The organism is Oceaniovalibus guishaninsula JLT2003 (genome assembly GCF_000299575.1).
Lineage (GTDB): Bacteria > Pseudomonadota > Alphaproteobacteria > Rhodobacterales > Rhodobacteraceae > Palleronia > Palleronia guishaninsula.
This window is the reverse complement of record NZ_AMGO01000012.1, coordinates 12265-27520: the sequence shown is the minus strand read 5'-3', so window position 1 is coordinate 27520 and position 15256 is coordinate 12265. Positions and strand designations below refer to the sequence as shown.

Here is a 15256-nt window from a genome sequence, read left to right as displayed (position 1 = left end):
CCCTGCCGCGCGCTTTGACACGAAACGCGCAGCCTCACAACGCCGCGCGCGTCAGCCCTGCCACCACATCGCGATACCCGGAAACGCGATCAGCAGTCCGAGGGCCAGGATCTGAAGGCCGATGAAGGGCACCAGCGCCTTGAAGATGTCGGACAGCGAAATATCGGGCGGCGCCACCGATTTCAGATAGAACGCCGCCGGTCCGAATGGCGGCGACAGAAAGCTGACCTGCATGTTCATCGCGAACAGCACGCCGAACCAGACGGGATCGTAGCCCAGATCCTTCACGATGGGCACGAAGATCGGCATCGTCAGCAGCGCGATGCCGACCCAGTCCAGAAACAGTCCCAGCACGATCAGGATGGCCATCATGAACAGCAGGATCATCAGCCGGTTGTCGGAAATCCCGATCAGCGTCGAGGCGACGAAGCGGTTGCCGCCCATCAGGTTGTAGACCCCGATCAGCGCCGACGCGCCGATGCCGATCCAGACGATCATGCCGCAGGTCGCCAGCGTCTGAAGCGCCGCGTCGCGCATCAGCCTAGCCGTCAGCTCGCCACGCACCAGCGTGGACAGGATAACCCCGACGACGCCCAGGCCCGATGCTTCGGTCACGGACGCGATGCCGCCATAGATCGACCCCAGAACCATCACGATGACGCCAAGCGGCAGCGCCAGCCCGACGATCAGGCGCGTCATGTTCATGTCGGGCGTCTCACCCTCGCCGATGATGGGGGCCAGGCGCGGATTCCACCACGCGCGGATCAGGATATAGGCCGCATAGAACCCCGCCAGCATGAAGCCCGGCGTGAAGGACGCGGTGAACAGGTCCGAGATCGAGACGTTGGCCGTCAATCCGTAGATGATCAGCACGATGGATGGCGGCACCATCGTTCCCAGCGCGCCGCCCGCGCAGACAACCCCGATGGCAAGCGACCGGTCATAGCCCAGCCGCAGCATCTGCGGCAGCGCCAGCAGGCCCAGCAGCACGATCTCGCCGCCGATGATCCCGCTCATCGCGGCCAGCAGCACGGCGACGAACAGCGTCTGCACCGCCAGCGCGCCGCGAACGCGCCCGCCGATCAGCTTCATCACGTCGAACAGATCCCGCGCGATGCCGGATCGGTCCAGTATGGACGCCATCAGCACGAACATCGGCACCGCCACGAAGACATAGGCGCCGACAAAGGAAAAGATGCGGCTGGTGATCAGCGGCACCGCCATCGGACCGAACCAGCCAAGCGCGAAGATCAGGGCGACCAGCAGCGTCACGAAGGCCAGCGGCAGCCCCGTGACCAGCAGGATCAGCAGCATCGCCAGCATAAGCACCGATCCCGCCTCGATGCCCATGCCTTTCAGCGACCCGAAAAAGCCCAGATCGAAGGCGAATTCCATGCCGCTCAGCCGCCCTTGCCGCGGGCATAGTTCACGATCAGCACCACGAACTGCGCCGCCATCGCGACGATGACGATGAAAAGGAACAGCTTGACCATGCCCGGATAGGCCGGGTTCCAGGCGGACCCGGACGTTTCCAGCCGGAAATCGCCCTGCGGCGTGAAGATGGCGTTCGAGGTGTTCTGCCAGGACGCGATGGCGAAGAACACCATCGTCACAAGTCCCACGACCGACAGCGCCACGTTCAGCCAGCGCCGCCCGGCGGGCGGCACCGCATCGTAGATCAGCACCACGCGGATATGCTTGTCCCGGCTGAGCGCATAGAGGCCGCCGAAGATGAAACTGACGCCACACAGGAACGTCGTCGTCTCGTGCACCCAGTTGGTGGGCGAATTGAAGACATAGCGCGCGACGATCTCGTAAAGGATGATCGCGGTCGAGATCAGAAAGAAGCAGGCAAAGACGATGCCCAGCGCATCGACCGCCCGGCCGAACACGCCCGATTCGGGCGGCACTTCGGATAGGGCGGTATGGGGCAGCGCCTCGGACGTTGCCGCCACGTCGATGTCTTCGCGCCCGCGCATCGTCCTATTCGGCCAGCAGGCCCGCGTCGCGCAGATAGGCCGTCAGCGCATCGTTGACCTTCTGCGCATTCTCGGACTGATCGGCGATGCCCTGCCACTGGCCCATGGCGATGGTGCGGAACCGCGCGCGTTCCTCGGCCGGCCAATCCCAGACCGTGACCGCTCCGCCCGCCTCGGCTTCCTCGACGGCCTCCCTGTCCGCTTCGGCCAACCGTGCGACCTGCTGTTCGCGGAACTCCTTCGCGGCCTCCTCGATGGCGGCACGCTGGTCGTCCGTCAGGCCGTTCCAGGCATCCAGATTCATCGACACTTCGACCATCGGCATCGAGTGAAAGCCCGGATAGACCGGGTTCGGCGCGACGTCATGCAACCCCTGCGCTTGGTTGGTCGAGAAGACGGAATAGTCCGCCGCGTCGATCACGCCCTTGTCGAGCGAAGTGAAAACCTCGGACCCCGGCAGGTTCACCGGCGACGCCCCGGCGGCGGCGAAGACCTGCTGCACCAGGCCTTCCGGCGCGCGCATCTTCAATCCCTCGAGGTCGTCCACCCCTTCCAGCGGCACCTTCGACACCAGCGCTTCCAGCCCCGGCGTCGAAGGCCCGATGAAGTGTAGGTTGTAGGGTTCCAGCAGATCGTTCATCAACTCCTTGCCGCCGCCTTCTTCCATGAAGGCGAACATTTCGGCCGGGTCCGACCACGCGCCGACTGGGTTGGCGATCAGCCCGAAGGCCGGATCCTTGCCGGCGAAATAGGATGTGTCGGTGATGTGGCCTTGCAGGATGCCGGCGCCGACCGCCTCCTGCGTTTCGTTGTATTCGACGATGGACCCGACCGGCAGAAGCTCCACCTCGAGCTCGCCGCCGGTCTTCTCCTTCACGGCGTCGGCGAAAAGCTCTTTCTGCAACTCGAAATTCGGATTGCCCGCCGGATCCGACGACTGGAACGTCAGCACCTGCTGCGCCAGCGCCGCACCCGGCAGAAGGGCGGCGATGGCGGTGGCAAGAAGGCGGTTGCGCATAATCGTCGTCATGGTCGGTTCCCCCCGTGAAGTGAACCCGCGCCCGACAGGACGCGGATTTTCCCCGATGAGGCGCGACAGTGCCACGGATTGCAAGAGATTTCCGCCGCCCGGCTGCGGATCAAGACGTCAGCAGCCTCTCCTTCGCCGCAGCGTATTCCGCCGCCAGTCGGTCGATCATCCGCGCCGCAGGCTCGACCGCCTTGACCGCGCCGATGCCCTGCCCCGCGCCCCAGATGTCCTTCCACGCCTTCGCCTTGGACGATCCGCCTGCAAAGCTCATCGGATCGCCCGCCTGCGGCAAGGCATCGGGGTCTAGGCCCGCGCGCACGATGGACGGACGCAGATAATTGCCGGAAATGCCGGTGAACAGGGCCGATGTCACGATGTCGCTTGCCCGACCCTCGACGATCATCTGTTTGTATTCAGGGGCGGAATCGGCTTCTTCCGTCGCGATGAAGGGCGATCCGATATAGGCCAGATCCGCACCCATCGCGCGGGCCGCCAGCACCCCCGCGCCCGTAGCGATGGATCCCGACAACAGCAGCGGGCCGTCGAACCAATCGCGGATCTCGCGCACCAGGGCGAACGGCGACAGCGCGCCGGCATGGCCGCCCGCGCCAGCCGCGACCGCGATCAGGCCATCGGCGCCCTTCTCGATGGCCTTGCGGGCGAAACGGTCGTCGATGATGTCATGCAGCGCGATGCCCCCGCAGGCATGGGCGGCCTCGTTCACCTCGGGGCGGGCACCCAGCGAGGTGATCCAGATCGGCACCTTCCAGCGCGCGCAAATCTCGATGTCCCGCTCCAGCCGGGCGTTCGACCGATGGACGATCTGGTTGACGGCAAAGGGTGCCGCCGGCCGGTCGGGATGGTCGCGGTCATGCTTGGCCAGTGCCTCGGTAATCTGCGCCAGCCATGCCTCCAGCATCACCGGCTCGCCCGGCTTTTCACGGGCGTTTAGCGCCGGAAAGCTGCCGACGATCCCTGCCTTGCACTGGGCGATGACCAGTTCGGGGGTCGAGACGATGAAAAGCGGTGCGCCGACCACGGGCAGACGCAGGCGGCTCAGGATGTCGGGCAGGGCCAAGGCAATCTCCTTTTTTGCCCGGCATAACCGTCATCCTTGCGTCGCGCCATCGAAACGCGCCGTCAGCATGGCTCAGCGCCGCCTGCGCGCCGCCCGCTTGCCGCCCGGCGTCTTGCTGTGAAACGTCGGCGGCCGCTTGGCGACCCATGCGGCGAAGGCGGCCAGACGCGGATGCGCGCGCAGGCGGTCGGGCGTCGCATAATCGCGGGCCAGTTCGGTTTCCGTCAGCGTCGCGTGGATCTCGTTATGGCAGATCTGGTGCAGCAGCACGGTCGGCCCGCCCTTGCCACCGCGCAGCTTCGGCGTCAGGTGATGCAGGCTTTGCCGCGCGCCGGGCGGGATCGGACGCAGGCAGAGCGGACAGACGGGATCGGTCATGCCGCCAATGTCGGTGCGGCCGTGGCGGGGGGCAAGATGGCCGAAGCATGGGTGATCGGGGGCGGACCGGCGGGCCTGATGGCGGCGGGCGAGTTGGCCAGCGCCGGACACCGCGTTGTGCTGGCCGAGGCGAAGCCGTCCATCGGGCGCAAGTTCCTGATGGCCGGCAAATCGGGCCTGAACCTGACCAAGGACGAACCCTTGGCCGATCTGCTGGCCGCCTATCGCTGTCCGGCCGTGGCGCGGATCGTGGCGCAGTTCGACAACGCCGCCGTTCAGGGCTGGGCGCGCGACCTCGGGCAGGACGTGTTCACCGGATCGTCGGGCCGCGTTTTTCCCGTGGCGATGAAGGCGTCGCCGCTGTTGCGCGCCTGGGCCGGGCGGCTCGATGCGCTGGGGGTGGAACGGCGCACACGCTGGCGCTGGATGGGTTTCGAGGGGGCCGCCCTGCGGTTCGACACGCCCGACGGTGCCGCGACCGCGACCCCCGACGCGACTGTGCTGGCCCTGGGGGGGGGCAAGCTGGCGGAGGCTGGGATCGGATGGCGCGTGGGTGCCCTGGTTGACCGAACGGGGGATCGCGGTGGTGCCGTTCCAGCCTGCCAATGCCGGGCTGACGGTGGACTGGTCGGACCACATGGCCCCCTTCTTCGGCACGCCGTTGAAGAATGTCGTCCTGTCTGCCGGCACGACACGGATGCGCGGCGAATGCGTCCTGACGCGCCGGGGGCTGGAAGGGGGCGCCATCTATGCCGTCAGCCGCGACGTGCTCGAAGGGGCCGATCTGACGCTCGATCTGCTGCCGGACCGGTCCAAGGACCGCATTCGCGCGCGACTGGCGACCGCCACCGGATCGCTCGGCAACCGGCTGCGCAAGGGGCTGGGCCTGCCGCCTGCCGCCCGCGCGCTGGCGCTGGAATTCGCCCGTCCCTTTCCGCGCGATCCTGCCATCCTCAAGCGCCTGCCGGTCCGTCACGGGGGTCTGCGCCCGCTGGACGAAGCGATTTCTTCGGCCGGGGGCGTGCGCTGGGACGCCGTCGATGACGGGCTGATGCTGACCGCCCTGCCCGGCATCTGGGCTGCGGGCGAGATGCTGGACTGGGAAGCGCCCACCGGCGGCTATCTGCTGACGGCCTGCCTTGCGACGGGCCGCCATGCGGGACGGGCGGCGGCGCGGTGGCTGGCGGGCGCAACCCCGCTTTCCGCCGGGCGCGGGCGGCTGTAAGGGCAGCATGATGAGCGATTTCACCGACATCTACGACCGGCAGGTCGCCGACGGTGCCGTGACCGACGATCCGGCGCAGCGGGCCGTGCTGACGCATTTCGACAGGCTGGCCGGAGGCTTGCAGGCCCGCCCCGCCCGCCGCGGCTGGTTCCGCCGGTCCGAACCGCCGGCCCTGCGCGGTCTCTACCTCTGGGGCGGGGTGGGCAGGGGCAAGTCGATGCTGATGAACCTGTTCTTCGGTAACATCGGCATCGAGGGCAAGCGCCGCGCTCATTTCCACGCCTTCATGCAGGAGGTTCACGCCGGCATCGCCAAGGCCCGCAAGCGCGGCGTGGACGACGCGATCCTGCCCGTCGCCGACGAGATGTCGGACGGTCTGCGGCTGCTGTGCTTCGACGAGATGCAGATCGGTGACATCACCGACGCGATGATCGTCGGCCGGTTGTTCGAGCGTCTGTTCGCCAATGGCGTCGTCATCGTCACCACATCCAACCGCCCCCCCGGCGGTCTTTACAAGGACGGGCTGAACCGCCAGCTTTTCCTGCCCTTCATCGCCCTTCTGGAAGACCGGATGGAGGTTGTCGAACTCGCCTCGCCCCGCGATTGGCGGCAGGATCGCGACGGCGGATCGGCCGCCTATTTCGTGCCGCACGACGCGGATGCGCGCAGGGCGATGGATGCCATCTGGAACGACCTTGCGGGTAAGCCGGGCACCGAACTGACGTTGCGGGTGGCGGGCCGCGACGTCGTGCTGCCCGCCTTCGCGAACGGCGTAGCCCGCGCGACATTCTGGGATCTCTGCGGGCGTCCGCTGGGGGCGGCGGATTATCTGGCGCTGGCCGATGCGATCGACGTGCTGATCCTGGAAGGCGTGCCGCGTCTTTCGTCCGAAAACTACAACGAGGCGCGCCGCTTCGTCACGCTGATCGACGCGCTTTACGAAGGCAGGGTGCGGCTGGTCATGTCTGCCGCCGACGTGCCGGACAGTCTTTATGTCGAGGGCGAGGGCGCATTCGAATTCGCGCGCACCGCGTCGCGCCTGGCCGAGATGCAGTCAGACGGATGGCGCGCGGATTGACACCGCCCCCGGCGGCGGATCAGTCTTTCCGATCATGCTCGACAAGCTGGAAATGTTCATCGCCGTCGCCCGCGAGGGCCATTTCGGCCGCGCGGCCGAAAGCCTCAACATCTCGCAGCCGACGCTGTCGGCGGGAATCAAGCAGCTCGAGGAACAGCTCGGGGTTCAGCTTGTGCTGCGCGGATCGCGTTTCGGCGGGCTGACATCGGAGGGGCAGATCGCCCTGCCCCGCGCGCAACGTCTGGTCGAGGATGCGCGGCAGCTGCACGAGGAAATGCGCGTCATGCGCGATGGCCTGTCGGGCGACTTGCGGCTGGCGGTCATTCCCACCGCGCTGCCCTGGGCCGCGCGTCTGTCCGCCGCGTTCATGCGCAAGCATCCCGAAACCCGTTTCACCATCCTGTCGCGCACGTCGCGCGAAATCGTCGGCCTGATGGAAACGTTCGAGGTCGATGCCGGCATCACCTATCTGGACAACGAACCGCTGCGTCGGGTGGATACGGCCTCGTTTTACGACGAAACCTATATGCTGGTCTGCCCCCGCGACGCGCCGCTGGCGCGGGCGGCCAGCCTCGACTGGAAGGAACTCGACGGCAAGGCGCTGGCGCTGCTTACCCCCGACATGCAGAACCGCCGGATCCTGAACGCCATCTTCGCCGAATGCGGCATCGCGCCTGTCACGGCGGTCGAAACGAACTCGATCATCGCGCTGGTGGCCAGCGTCGCGGCGGGCGGCTGCATGACGGTCCTGCCCGCGGACATGGCGGGGTTTCTCGGCGGGGGCACCGATGTCGCGCTGGTGCCGCTGACGGGCGGGGCGCGCGCACAGCCGGTCGGCCTGATCGTGCCCCGCCGCGATCCGCGCAGCCCCCTGGTCGAGGCGCTGCTGCGCGAAGCGGGTCGCGTTGCGGGATCCGGTCGTTCGGGATCCCCGATCGCCTGACGGAACAGCCTTATTGATCGCCTGCCGCGCCATGGGTCATGCTGGCCCAAAGGATGCCTGCATGACGCCACACGCCCCCGCCCCCCGGCCCGACGATGTCGCCGCCATCGTTTCGGCGCATCTGCATCTGGAGGGGCCGTTGCTGCCGATCCTGCATGCGTTTCAGACCGAATACGGGTGCGTGCCCGAAAACGTGCGGCCGGCCATCGCGGCGGCGCTGAACATCACCGCGGCCGAACTGCATGGCGTCATGTCGTTCTATCACGACTTCCGCGACATGCCCGCCGGCCGCCACGTTCTGAAGATATGCCGCGCCGAAGCCTGCCAGTCGGTCGGATCGGACGATCTAGCCGCATCCGCGCTGGCCCGGCTGGGTGTCGAATGGCACGGCACCACGCAGGACGGCGCCGTCACGGTCGAACCTGTCTATTGCTTGGGCCTTTGCGCGTGCGCCCCCGCCGTGATGATCGACGGCAAGGTGCGGGGCCGGATGGACGCCGCGCGGCTGGACGCGGTGCTGGACGAGGTGCGCACATGAAGTTCTATATCCCCCGCGACAGCGCCGCCAAGGCAGTCGGCGCCGATGCCGTGGCCGATGCCCTACGGGCCGAGGCGGCACGGCGCGGGCTGGACCTGACGCTGATCCGCAACGGCACGCGCGGCATGATCTGGCTGGAGCCGCTTGTCGAGATCGAGATCGACGGCATCCGGCACGGCTTCGGGCCGCTCGGCCCTGCCGATGTCGCCGCCCTGCTAAACGATCCGCAGACACACCCCAAGGCGCTGGGCCCGATTGCGGAACTGGACTGGATGAAGCGCCAGACGCGGCTGACCTTTGCCAGATGCGGCGTGATCGACCCGCTGGATCTGGCGGATTACGAAGCGCATGGCGGTCTGGCGGGGCTGCGCCGCGCGCTGTCGATGATGCCCGACGCAATCGTGGCCGAGGTGACGGCATCGGGCCTGCGCGGTCGCGGCGGTGCCGGGTTTCCGACCGGAATCAAGTGGAACACCGTCCTGAGCGCCCCCGGCCCGCGGAAATACATCGTCTGCAATGCCGACGAGGGCGACAGCGGCACCTTTGCCGACCGCATGATCATGGAAGGCGATCCGTTCACCCTGATCGAGGGAATGGCCATCGCCGGGTTGGGCGTCGGGGCGACCAGGGGCTACGTCTATATCCGCAGCGAGTATCCCGACGCCATCGCCGTCATGCAGGACGCGCTGGACATCGCGCGTCGTGCAGGGGTGCTGGGCGATGTCCTTGGTTCCGGCAAGATCTTCGATATCGAGGTGCGCGTCGGTGCCGGGGCCTATGTCTGCGGCGAGGAAACGTCGCTGCTCAACTCCCTCGAAGGCAAGCGCGGCGTGGTGCGCGCCAAGCCGCCGCTGCCCGCGCTGGAGGGGTTCATGGGCCGCCCCACCGTGGTCAACAACGTCATCAGTCTGGCCACGGTCCCCGTGATCTTCGAAAAGGGCGCGCGGCACTATGCCGATTTCGGGCTGGGCCGGTCGCGCGGCACGATGCCGATCCAGATCGCCGGCAATGTCCGCCACGGCGGCTTGTTCGAGACGGCATTCGGGATGCCGCTGGGCGATCTTGTCAACGATGTCGGCGGCGGCACTGCATCGGGCCGGCCGGTGAAGGCCGTGCAGGTCGGCGGGCCGCTGGGCGCCTACATGCCGCCCGCCAAGTTCGACACGCCCTTCGGATACGAGGAATTCGACGGCCAGGGCGGGTTGATCGGTCATGCCGGAATCGTCGTCTTCGACGACAGCGCCGACATGCTGAAGATGGCCCGCTTCGCGATGGAATTCTGCGCCATCGAAAGCTGCGGCAAATGCACACCCTGCCGCATCGGCGCCGTGCGCGGCGTCGAGACGATCGACCGGATCGCACAGGGCGATGCCGGGGCGGCGGCGCTGCTGACCGACCTTTGCGACACGATGCGCGACGGATCGCTATGTGCGCTGGGCGGATTCACGCCCTTCCCGGTCATGTCCGCGCTGACCCACTTTCCCGAAGATTTCGCCACCGCGAAGGAGGCCGCCGAATGAAGGATTTCATCATCCCGTGGGACGACGCTGACATGGGCACGCCGGCTCGCGAAGGACCGCCCGTCACGCTGACCATCGACGGCTTCGACGTGACCGTGCCCGAAGGCACCAGCGTCATGCGCGCCGCGGCCGAGGCGGGCCTGCAAATCCCCAAACTCTGCGCCTCGGACAATATGGAAGCGTTCGGATCCTGCCGCCTCTGCGCGGTCGAGATCGAGGGCCGTCGCGGCACGCCCGCTTCGTGCACGACGCCCGTGACCCCCGGCATGGTGGTGCACACGCAGACGCCTAAAATCGTCAAGCTGAGGCGCAGTGTGATGGAGCTTTACATATCGGACCATCCGCTCGACTGCCTGACATGCTCGGCCAACGGGGATTGCGAATTGCAGGACATGGCCGGAATGGTCGGCCTGCGCGACGTGCGGTATCGTGCACCGGCGGGGCGGGACGCGGCCAACCACTTCCGCACGCGCGACACGTCGGGGCAGGTCAATCCGGCCTATATCCCCAAGGACGAAAGCAACCCCTATTTCACCTACGATCCGGCCAAGTGCATCGTATGCAGCCGCTGCGTGCGCGCCTGCGACGAGGTGCAGGGCACGTTCGCGCTGACGATCGAAGGGCGCGGCTTCGACAGCCGTGTGTCCTTCGGCGCGCGCACCGACGATGCGCTGGCCTCCGATTGCGTCTCGTGCGGCGCCTGCGTCCAGGCCTGCCCCACCGCCACCTTGCAGGAAAAAAGCGTGATCGAACTGGGCACGCCGCAGCGGTCGGTCATCACGACCTGCGCCTATTGCGGGGTCGGCTGTTCTTTCAAGGCGGAACTAAACGGCGACCGGCTGGTGCGCATGGTGCCCTACAAGCACGGCAAGGCCAATCGCGGGCATAGCTGCGTCAAGGGACGCTTCGCCTATGGCTATGCCAACCACAAGGACCGCATCCTGAACCCGATGATCCGCGACCGCATCGACCAGCCGTGGCGCGAGGTTGGTTGGGACGAGGCGCTGACATTCGCCGCCCGGCGGATGCGCGGCCTTCAGGACCGCTATGGCCGCAACAGCATCGGGGTCATCACCTCCAGCCGCTCCACCAACGAGGAAACGTATCTGGTGCAGAAGCTGGCCCGCGCGGTCTTTCGCAACAACAACACCGACACCTGCGCCCGCGTCTGCCACTCGCCCACGGGCTACGGTCTGGGGCAGGCATTCGGCACATCCGCCGGCACCCAGGATTTCGACAGCGTCGCGCATGCGGATGTCGTGGTCGTCATCGGCGCCAACCCCACCGACGGACATCCCGTCTTTGCCAGCCGGCTGAAAAAGCGGCTGCGCCAAGGCGCCCGGCTGATCGTCATCGACCCGCGCCGGATCGACCTGGTCAAGTCCCCGCATATCCGCGCCGCGCACCACCTGCCGCTGCGGCCGGGCACCAATGTCGCCGTTGTCACGGCAATGGCGCATGTGATCGTGACCGAAGGGCTGATGGATCAGGCGTTCATCCGCGAACGCTGCGACTGGGACGAGTTTCAGGACTATGCCGCCTTCGTCGCCGATCCGCGCCACAGCCCCGAGGCGACGGCGATGCTGACAGGCGTGAACCCGGACGACCTGCGTGCCGCCGCGCGCCTTTACGCCACGGGCGGCAACGGGGCCATCTATTACGGGCTGGGCGTGACCGAGCACAGTCAGGGATCCACCACCGTCATGGGGATCGCCAACCTTGCCATGCTGACCGGCAATATCGGCAGGCCCGGCGTGGGCGTGAACCCGCTGCGCGGCCAGAACAACGTGCAAGGCTCGTGCGACATGGGCAGCTTCCCGCACGAACTGCCCGGCTATCGCCACGTCAAGAACCCCGATGTCCGCGCGATCTTCGAGGAGGCATGGGGCGTGCCCATCGACCCCGAACCGGGCCTGCGCATTCCCAACATGCTGGACGCCGCCGTCGAGGGGACGTTCAAGGGCCTTTATTGCCAGGGCGAGGATATCCTGCAATCCGATCCCGACACCAAGCATGTCGCTGCCGGGCTGGCCGCGATGGAATGCGTGATCGTGCACGACCTGTTCCTGAACGAGACGGCGAATTACGCGCATGTCTTTCTGCCCGGTTCGACCTTTCTGGAAAAGGACGGCACCTTCACCAATGCCGAACGGCGCATCAACCGCGTCCGCCGCGTGATGGCGCCGCGCAACGGCTATGCCGATTGGGAAGTGACGCAGCTTCTGGCAAATGCGATGGGCGCCGGGTGGACCTACACCCATCCCGCGCAGATCATGGACGAGATTGCGGCAACCACCCCTTCCTTCGCGGGCGTCGATTATGCGCTGCTGGAGGAAAAGGGATCCGTCCAGTGGCCCTGCAACGAGGCGCATCCCGAAGGCACGCCGTTGATGCACGTCGATGGTTTCGTGCGCGGCCGGGGGCGGTTCATCGTCACCGAATATGTCGCCACCGACGAACGGACCGGCCCGCGCTTTCCGCTGCTGCTGACCACGGGGCGCATCCTGTCGCAATACAACGTGGGCGCACAGACGAGGCGGACCGAAAACGTCGTCTGGCATGCCGAGGACGTTCTGGAAATCCATCCCCACGACGCGGAGGTTCGCGGCGTGTCCGACGGCGACTGGGTGCATCTGGCCAGCCGCGCCGGCGAAACGTCGCTGCGCGCTGTGCTGACCGACCGCGTCAGTCCCGGCGTCGTCTACACGACGTTCCACCACCCCGACACGCAGGCCAACGTCATCACCACCGACTATTCGGATTGGGCCACCAATTGCCCCGAATACAAGGTGACGGCGGTGCAGGTGCGTCTGTCGAACGGTCCGACCGACTGGCAGGAAGGCTATAACGCCCATGCCGAACGCGCCCGCCGCATCCTGGCGGCCGAATAGGGTGGATCGCTGGCCCCCTTCCGTGGATCGGGCGGGCGTTGCCGTCCGGGCCGACGGCATCCGCGACGTTCAGCGCGCCCTGCCCGAGGAAGTGCCGGTGGCGATGGTCTATGACGGCTCGACGCAGGCGGTGATGATGGCGACGCCGATGGACATTGCCGATTTCGCCCACGGCTTCGCGTTCACCGAAGGCGCGGTGACGGCGCTCGACCAGATCGAGGGGTTCGAGCTGGCCGAGCATCCCGCCGGGATCGAGGCGCGGCTTTGGCTGCGCCCCGACCGGCGCGATGCCATCGCGGCCCGCCGCCGCTATATGGCCGGGCCGGTGGGATGCGGCCTTTGCGGCATCGATTCGCTGGAAGAAGCCGTGCGGCCGCTGCCGCATGTCGGCGGCGATCTGCGGCTGGCGCATGCGGAGATCGCGGGGGCGACGGACCGGCTGCGCGATTGCCAGCCGCTGCACGACAAGACACGCGCGACCCATGCCGCCGGGTTTCTGCGTCCGGGCGAAGGCATGGTCATGGCGCGCGAGGATGTGGGCCGTCACAACGCGCTGGACAAGCTGATCGGCGCGCTGCTGCGTCAGGGCATCGACCCTGCCGGCGGCGCCATCGTGATGTCCAGCCGCCTTTCGGTCGAACTGTTGCAGAAATGCGCCGTCGCCGGATGCCCCATGCTGATTGCCGTGTCCGCCCCCACGGCCCATGCCGTCCGCCTTGCCGAAGGGGCGGGCATCACCCTTGCCGTCTGCGCGCAGGGGGACGGGTTCGTGCTCTATACGCATCTGCAACGCGTCGTCCCCGAGGTGTCCGATGTCGCCTGACAAGATGATCCATATGGCGAACCAGATCGCCGTCTTCTTCCGCACCCAGCCCGGTCACGATCAGGCCCGCAAGGTCGCCGATCACCTGACCGATTTCTGGGAGCCGCGCATGCGTCGCCAGTTGCACGCCCATGTCGCCTCGGGCGGTGCGGGGCTCGATCCGCTGGTCTTGCAGGCGGCGGCGTCCATGAAGCCGCCGGCGGTCGAGGCCGGATAGACCGGCAGGTTCAGTCGCTCAGCGACCCCTCCTCGTCGCGGGCCATCCGCATGCGGCGGCGGATCAGGCCGCCGAACAGCACCGGCGCCAGAAAGCCGACGACGGCGATGGTCCACAGCCCGATCGTCAGCCACGACGACACCAGCACCGTGTAATCCCCGTCCGAGATGTTGACGGCGCGGCGCAGGTTCACCTCCATCTCGTTGCCCAGCAGCGTGCCCAGGATGACCGGCACCAGCGGCACGTCCAGTTTGCGCAGCACCCATCCCATCAACCCGAAGCCCACCATCACCATCAGATCGAAGCTGGATCCCGAAATGCCGTAGATCCCGACGAAGGACACCATCGCGACGATGGGCATCAGAATTCGCGGCGGCACCAGCAGCACGCGGGTGAACAGGCCGACCATCGGAATATTCATCGCCAGCAGCATGAAGTTGCCGATGAACAGCGCCGCGATCAGGCCCCAGACGACATCGGGGTTCTGCGTGAACAGCAGCGGCCCCGGTGTGATGTTCAGCGACAAAAGCACCGCCAGAAGCACCGCCGTCGTCCCCGATCCGGGCACTCCCAGTGCCAGCATCGGCACCAGCGCGCCCCCCGCGGCGGCGTTGTTGCCGGCCTCGGGCGCGGCGACGCCGCGCGGATCGCCCTTGCCGAAGGTCAGCCCCTTGCGATCCACCAGCCGCTTTTCCATCGAATAGGAGATGAACGACCCCAGCGACGCCCCCGCGCCCGGCAGCACGCCCGCGACAAAGCCCAGCACGGTGGTGCGCAGCATCGTCGGCGTGCAATGGCCCAGCAGTTTCCAGGACGGCACGATGCTGCCGATTTCGACATGCGGCTTGGTGGAAATGTCGCGGTCTGTGCCGCGGTGTTCCAGAAAGACGAAAACCTCGGACAGGGCGAACAGCCCGACGATGGCCACCAGAAAGTCGATACCGTCGTAAAGATGCACCTCGCCGAAGGTGAACCGCGGCACGCCGGTCTGCGTATCGACCCCGATCATCGCCAGTCCCAGCCCCAGTGCCGCGGCAAAGGCCGCCTTGGCCTGGTTGGTCGACGAAATTCCCCCCAAGGTCGCGAAGGCCAGCGCGAACAGGGCGAAATATTCCGCCGGTCCGAACAGCAGCGCTACCTTCACCAGTTGCGGCGCCAGCAGCACCAGCCCCCAGGTCGCGAAGAACGCCCCGACGAAGGACGCGACGCCCGACAGTGCCAGCGCCTCGCCCGCGCGGCCCTGCTGCGCCATCGGATATCCGTCGAGGCAGGTCATCATCGCCGGTTCGTCGCCCGGAATGTTCAGCAGGATCGAACTGATCCGCCCGCCATACATCGCCCCGTAATAGACCGAGGTCAGCAGGATCAGCGACGGCGTCGGTCCCAGCCCCAGCGTGAAGGCCAGCGGAATCAGGATCGCCACGCCGTTCGATGGCCCAAGGCCCGGCAGCGCCCCCATGATCGTGCCCAGAAAGCAGCCCATCAGCGCCAGCGCCATGTTCTGCCATGTCAGGGCGACGGCAAAGCCGTCCGCCAGATTGCCGAGCGTTTCCATA

The 15256-nt window shown here is 67.0% G+C and carries 13 protein-coding genes and 1 pseudogene; 8 read left to right on the top strand and 6 right to left on the bottom strand.

Going from position 1 to position 15256, the window contains the following annotated elements:
* Nucleotides 1–51: 51 nt before the first annotated feature.
* The 5 genes from OCGS_RS04555 to OCGS_RS04535 all read right to left on the bottom strand — a co-directional run bounded on the left by OCGS_RS04555 (nt 52) and on the right by OCGS_RS04535 (nt 4465).
* On the bottom strand, nt 52–1395 hold the full coding sequence (locus tag OCGS_RS04555) for a TRAP transporter large permease (RefSeq protein WP_007426060.1): 1344 nt from the start codon (nt 1393–1395) through the stop codon (nt 52–54).
* 5 nt (nt 1396–1400) lie between these two features.
* Nucleotides 1401–1979 carry a TRAP transporter small permease subunit gene (locus OCGS_RS04550; RefSeq protein ID WP_007426059.1) on the bottom strand — a complete coding sequence of 193 codons (579 nt, stop codon included), beginning with the start codon at nt 1977–1979 and terminating at the stop codon, nt 1401–1403.
* 4 nt (nt 1980–1983) lie between these two features.
* Nucleotides 1984–3009 (bottom strand): TRAP transporter substrate-binding protein, encoded by a 1026-nt coding sequence (locus OCGS_RS04545; protein ID WP_007426058.1) that lies wholly within the window; start codon nt 3007–3009, stop codon nt 1984–1986.
* A gap of 109 nt (nt 3010–3118) precedes the next feature.
* The gene (locus tag OCGS_RS04540; protein WP_007426057.1) at nt 3119–4087 is read right to left on the bottom strand and encodes an NAD(P)H-dependent flavin oxidoreductase; all 969 of its coding nucleotides are present in this window, start codon (nt 4085–4087) and stop codon (nt 3119–3121) included.
* A 72-nt stretch (nt 4088–4159) separates the two neighbouring features.
* Nucleotides 4160–4465: an HNH endonuclease family protein gene (locus OCGS_RS04535; RefSeq protein ID WP_040610533.1), complete on the bottom strand. Its 306-nt coding sequence runs from the start codon at nt 4463–4465 to the stop codon at nt 4160–4162.
* Between the two features lie 36 nt (nt 4466–4501).
* Here OCGS_RS04535 and OCGS_RS04530 point away from each other — a divergent pair.
* The 8 genes and pseudogenes from OCGS_RS04530 (at nt 4502) to OCGS_RS04495 (ending at nt 13700) form a co-directional block, all read left to right on the top strand.
* A pseudogene (locus OCGS_RS04530) lies at nt 4502–5690 on the top strand (TIGR03862 family flavoprotein).
* Nucleotides 5691–5700: 10 nt separating this feature from the next.
* Nucleotides 5701–6768, top strand: coding sequence for a cell division protein ZapE (gene zapE, locus OCGS_RS04525; RefSeq protein WP_040610555.1), 1068 nt, complete (start codon nt 5701–5703; stop codon nt 6766–6768).
* Between the two features lie 34 nt (nt 6769–6802).
* Complete coding sequence (locus OCGS_RS04520; RefSeq protein ID WP_007426053.1) at nt 6803–7711, top strand: LysR family transcriptional regulator; 909 nt, start codon at nt 6803–6805, stop codon at nt 7709–7711.
* Between the two features lie 61 nt (nt 7712–7772).
* A complete protein-coding gene (locus OCGS_RS04515; protein ID WP_007426052.1) occupies nt 7773–8249 on the top strand; it encodes a formate dehydrogenase subunit gamma in 477 nt (158 codons plus the stop codon).
* Entirely contained in the window at nt 8246–9769 is a 1524-nt protein-coding gene (locus OCGS_RS04510) for a formate dehydrogenase beta subunit (RefSeq protein WP_007426051.1), read from the top strand. Before OCGS_RS04515 ends, OCGS_RS04510 begins: the two co-directional genes overlap by 4 nt.
* Nucleotides 9766–12660, top strand: coding sequence for a formate dehydrogenase subunit alpha (gene fdhF, locus OCGS_RS04505; protein WP_007426050.1), 2895 nt, complete (start codon nt 9766–9768; stop codon nt 12658–12660). The genes OCGS_RS04510 and fdhF overlap by 4 nt, the downstream gene beginning before the upstream one ends.
* 22 nt (nt 12661–12682) lie before the next feature.
* Nucleotides 12683–13483 carry a formate dehydrogenase accessory sulfurtransferase FdhD gene (gene fdhD / locus OCGS_RS04500; RefSeq protein WP_007426049.1) on the top strand — a complete coding sequence of 267 codons (801 nt, stop codon included), beginning with the start codon at nt 12683–12685 and terminating at the stop codon, nt 13481–13483.
* Entirely contained in the window at nt 13473–13700 is a 228-nt protein-coding gene (locus OCGS_RS04495; protein WP_040610531.1) for a formate dehydrogenase subunit delta, read from the top strand. The genes fdhD and OCGS_RS04495 overlap by 11 nt, the downstream gene beginning before the upstream one ends.
* Nucleotides 13701–13710: 10 nt before the next feature.
* Here the strand turns inward: OCGS_RS04495 and OCGS_RS04490 are convergent, their stop codons facing one another.
* Entirely contained in the window at nt 13711–15255 is a 1545-nt protein-coding gene (locus tag OCGS_RS04490; RefSeq protein WP_007426047.1) for a tripartite tricarboxylate transporter permease, read from the bottom strand.
* Between the last annotated feature and the right edge of the window lies 1 nt (nt 15256).

Bases quoted from the DNA above. Each gene is read 5' to 3' on its own strand.
- OCGS_RS04555 (WP_007426060.1), bottom strand. From the start codon at position 1,395: ATGGAATTCGCCTTCGATCTGGGCTTTTTCGGGTCGCTGAAAGGCATG.
- OCGS_RS04550 (WP_007426059.1), bottom strand. From the start codon at position 1,979: ATGCGCGGGCGCGAAGACATCGACGTGGCGGCAACGTCCGAGGCGCTG.
- OCGS_RS04545 (WP_007426058.1), bottom strand. From the start codon at position 3,009: ATGACGACGATTATGCGCAACCGCCTTCTTGCCACCGCCATCGCCGCC.
- OCGS_RS04535 (WP_040610533.1), bottom strand. From the start codon at position 4,465: ATGACCGATCCCGTCTGTCCGCTCTGCCTGCGTCCGATCCCGCCCGGC.
- zapE (WP_040610555.1), top strand. From the start codon at position 5,701: ATGAGCGATTTCACCGACATCTACGACCGGCAGGTCGCCGACGGTGCC.
- OCGS_RS04520 (WP_007426053.1), top strand. From the start codon at position 6,803: ATGCTCGACAAGCTGGAAATGTTCATCGCCGTCGCCCGCGAGGGCCAT.
- OCGS_RS04515 (WP_007426052.1), top strand. From the start codon at position 7,773: ATGACGCCACACGCCCCCGCCCCCCGGCCCGACGATGTCGCCGCCATC.
- OCGS_RS04510 (WP_007426051.1), top strand. From the start codon at position 8,246: ATGAAGTTCTATATCCCCCGCGACAGCGCCGCCAAGGCAGTCGGCGCC.
- fdhF (WP_007426050.1), top strand. From the start codon at position 9,766: ATGAAGGATTTCATCATCCCGTGGGACGACGCTGACATGGGCACGCCG.
- OCGS_RS04495 (WP_040610531.1), top strand. From the start codon at position 13,473: ATGTCGCCTGACAAGATGATCCATATGGCGAACCAGATCGCCGTCTTC.
- OCGS_RS04490 (WP_007426047.1), bottom strand. From the start codon at position 15,255: ATGGAAACGCTCGGCAATCTGGCGGACGGCTTTGCCGTCGCCCTGACA.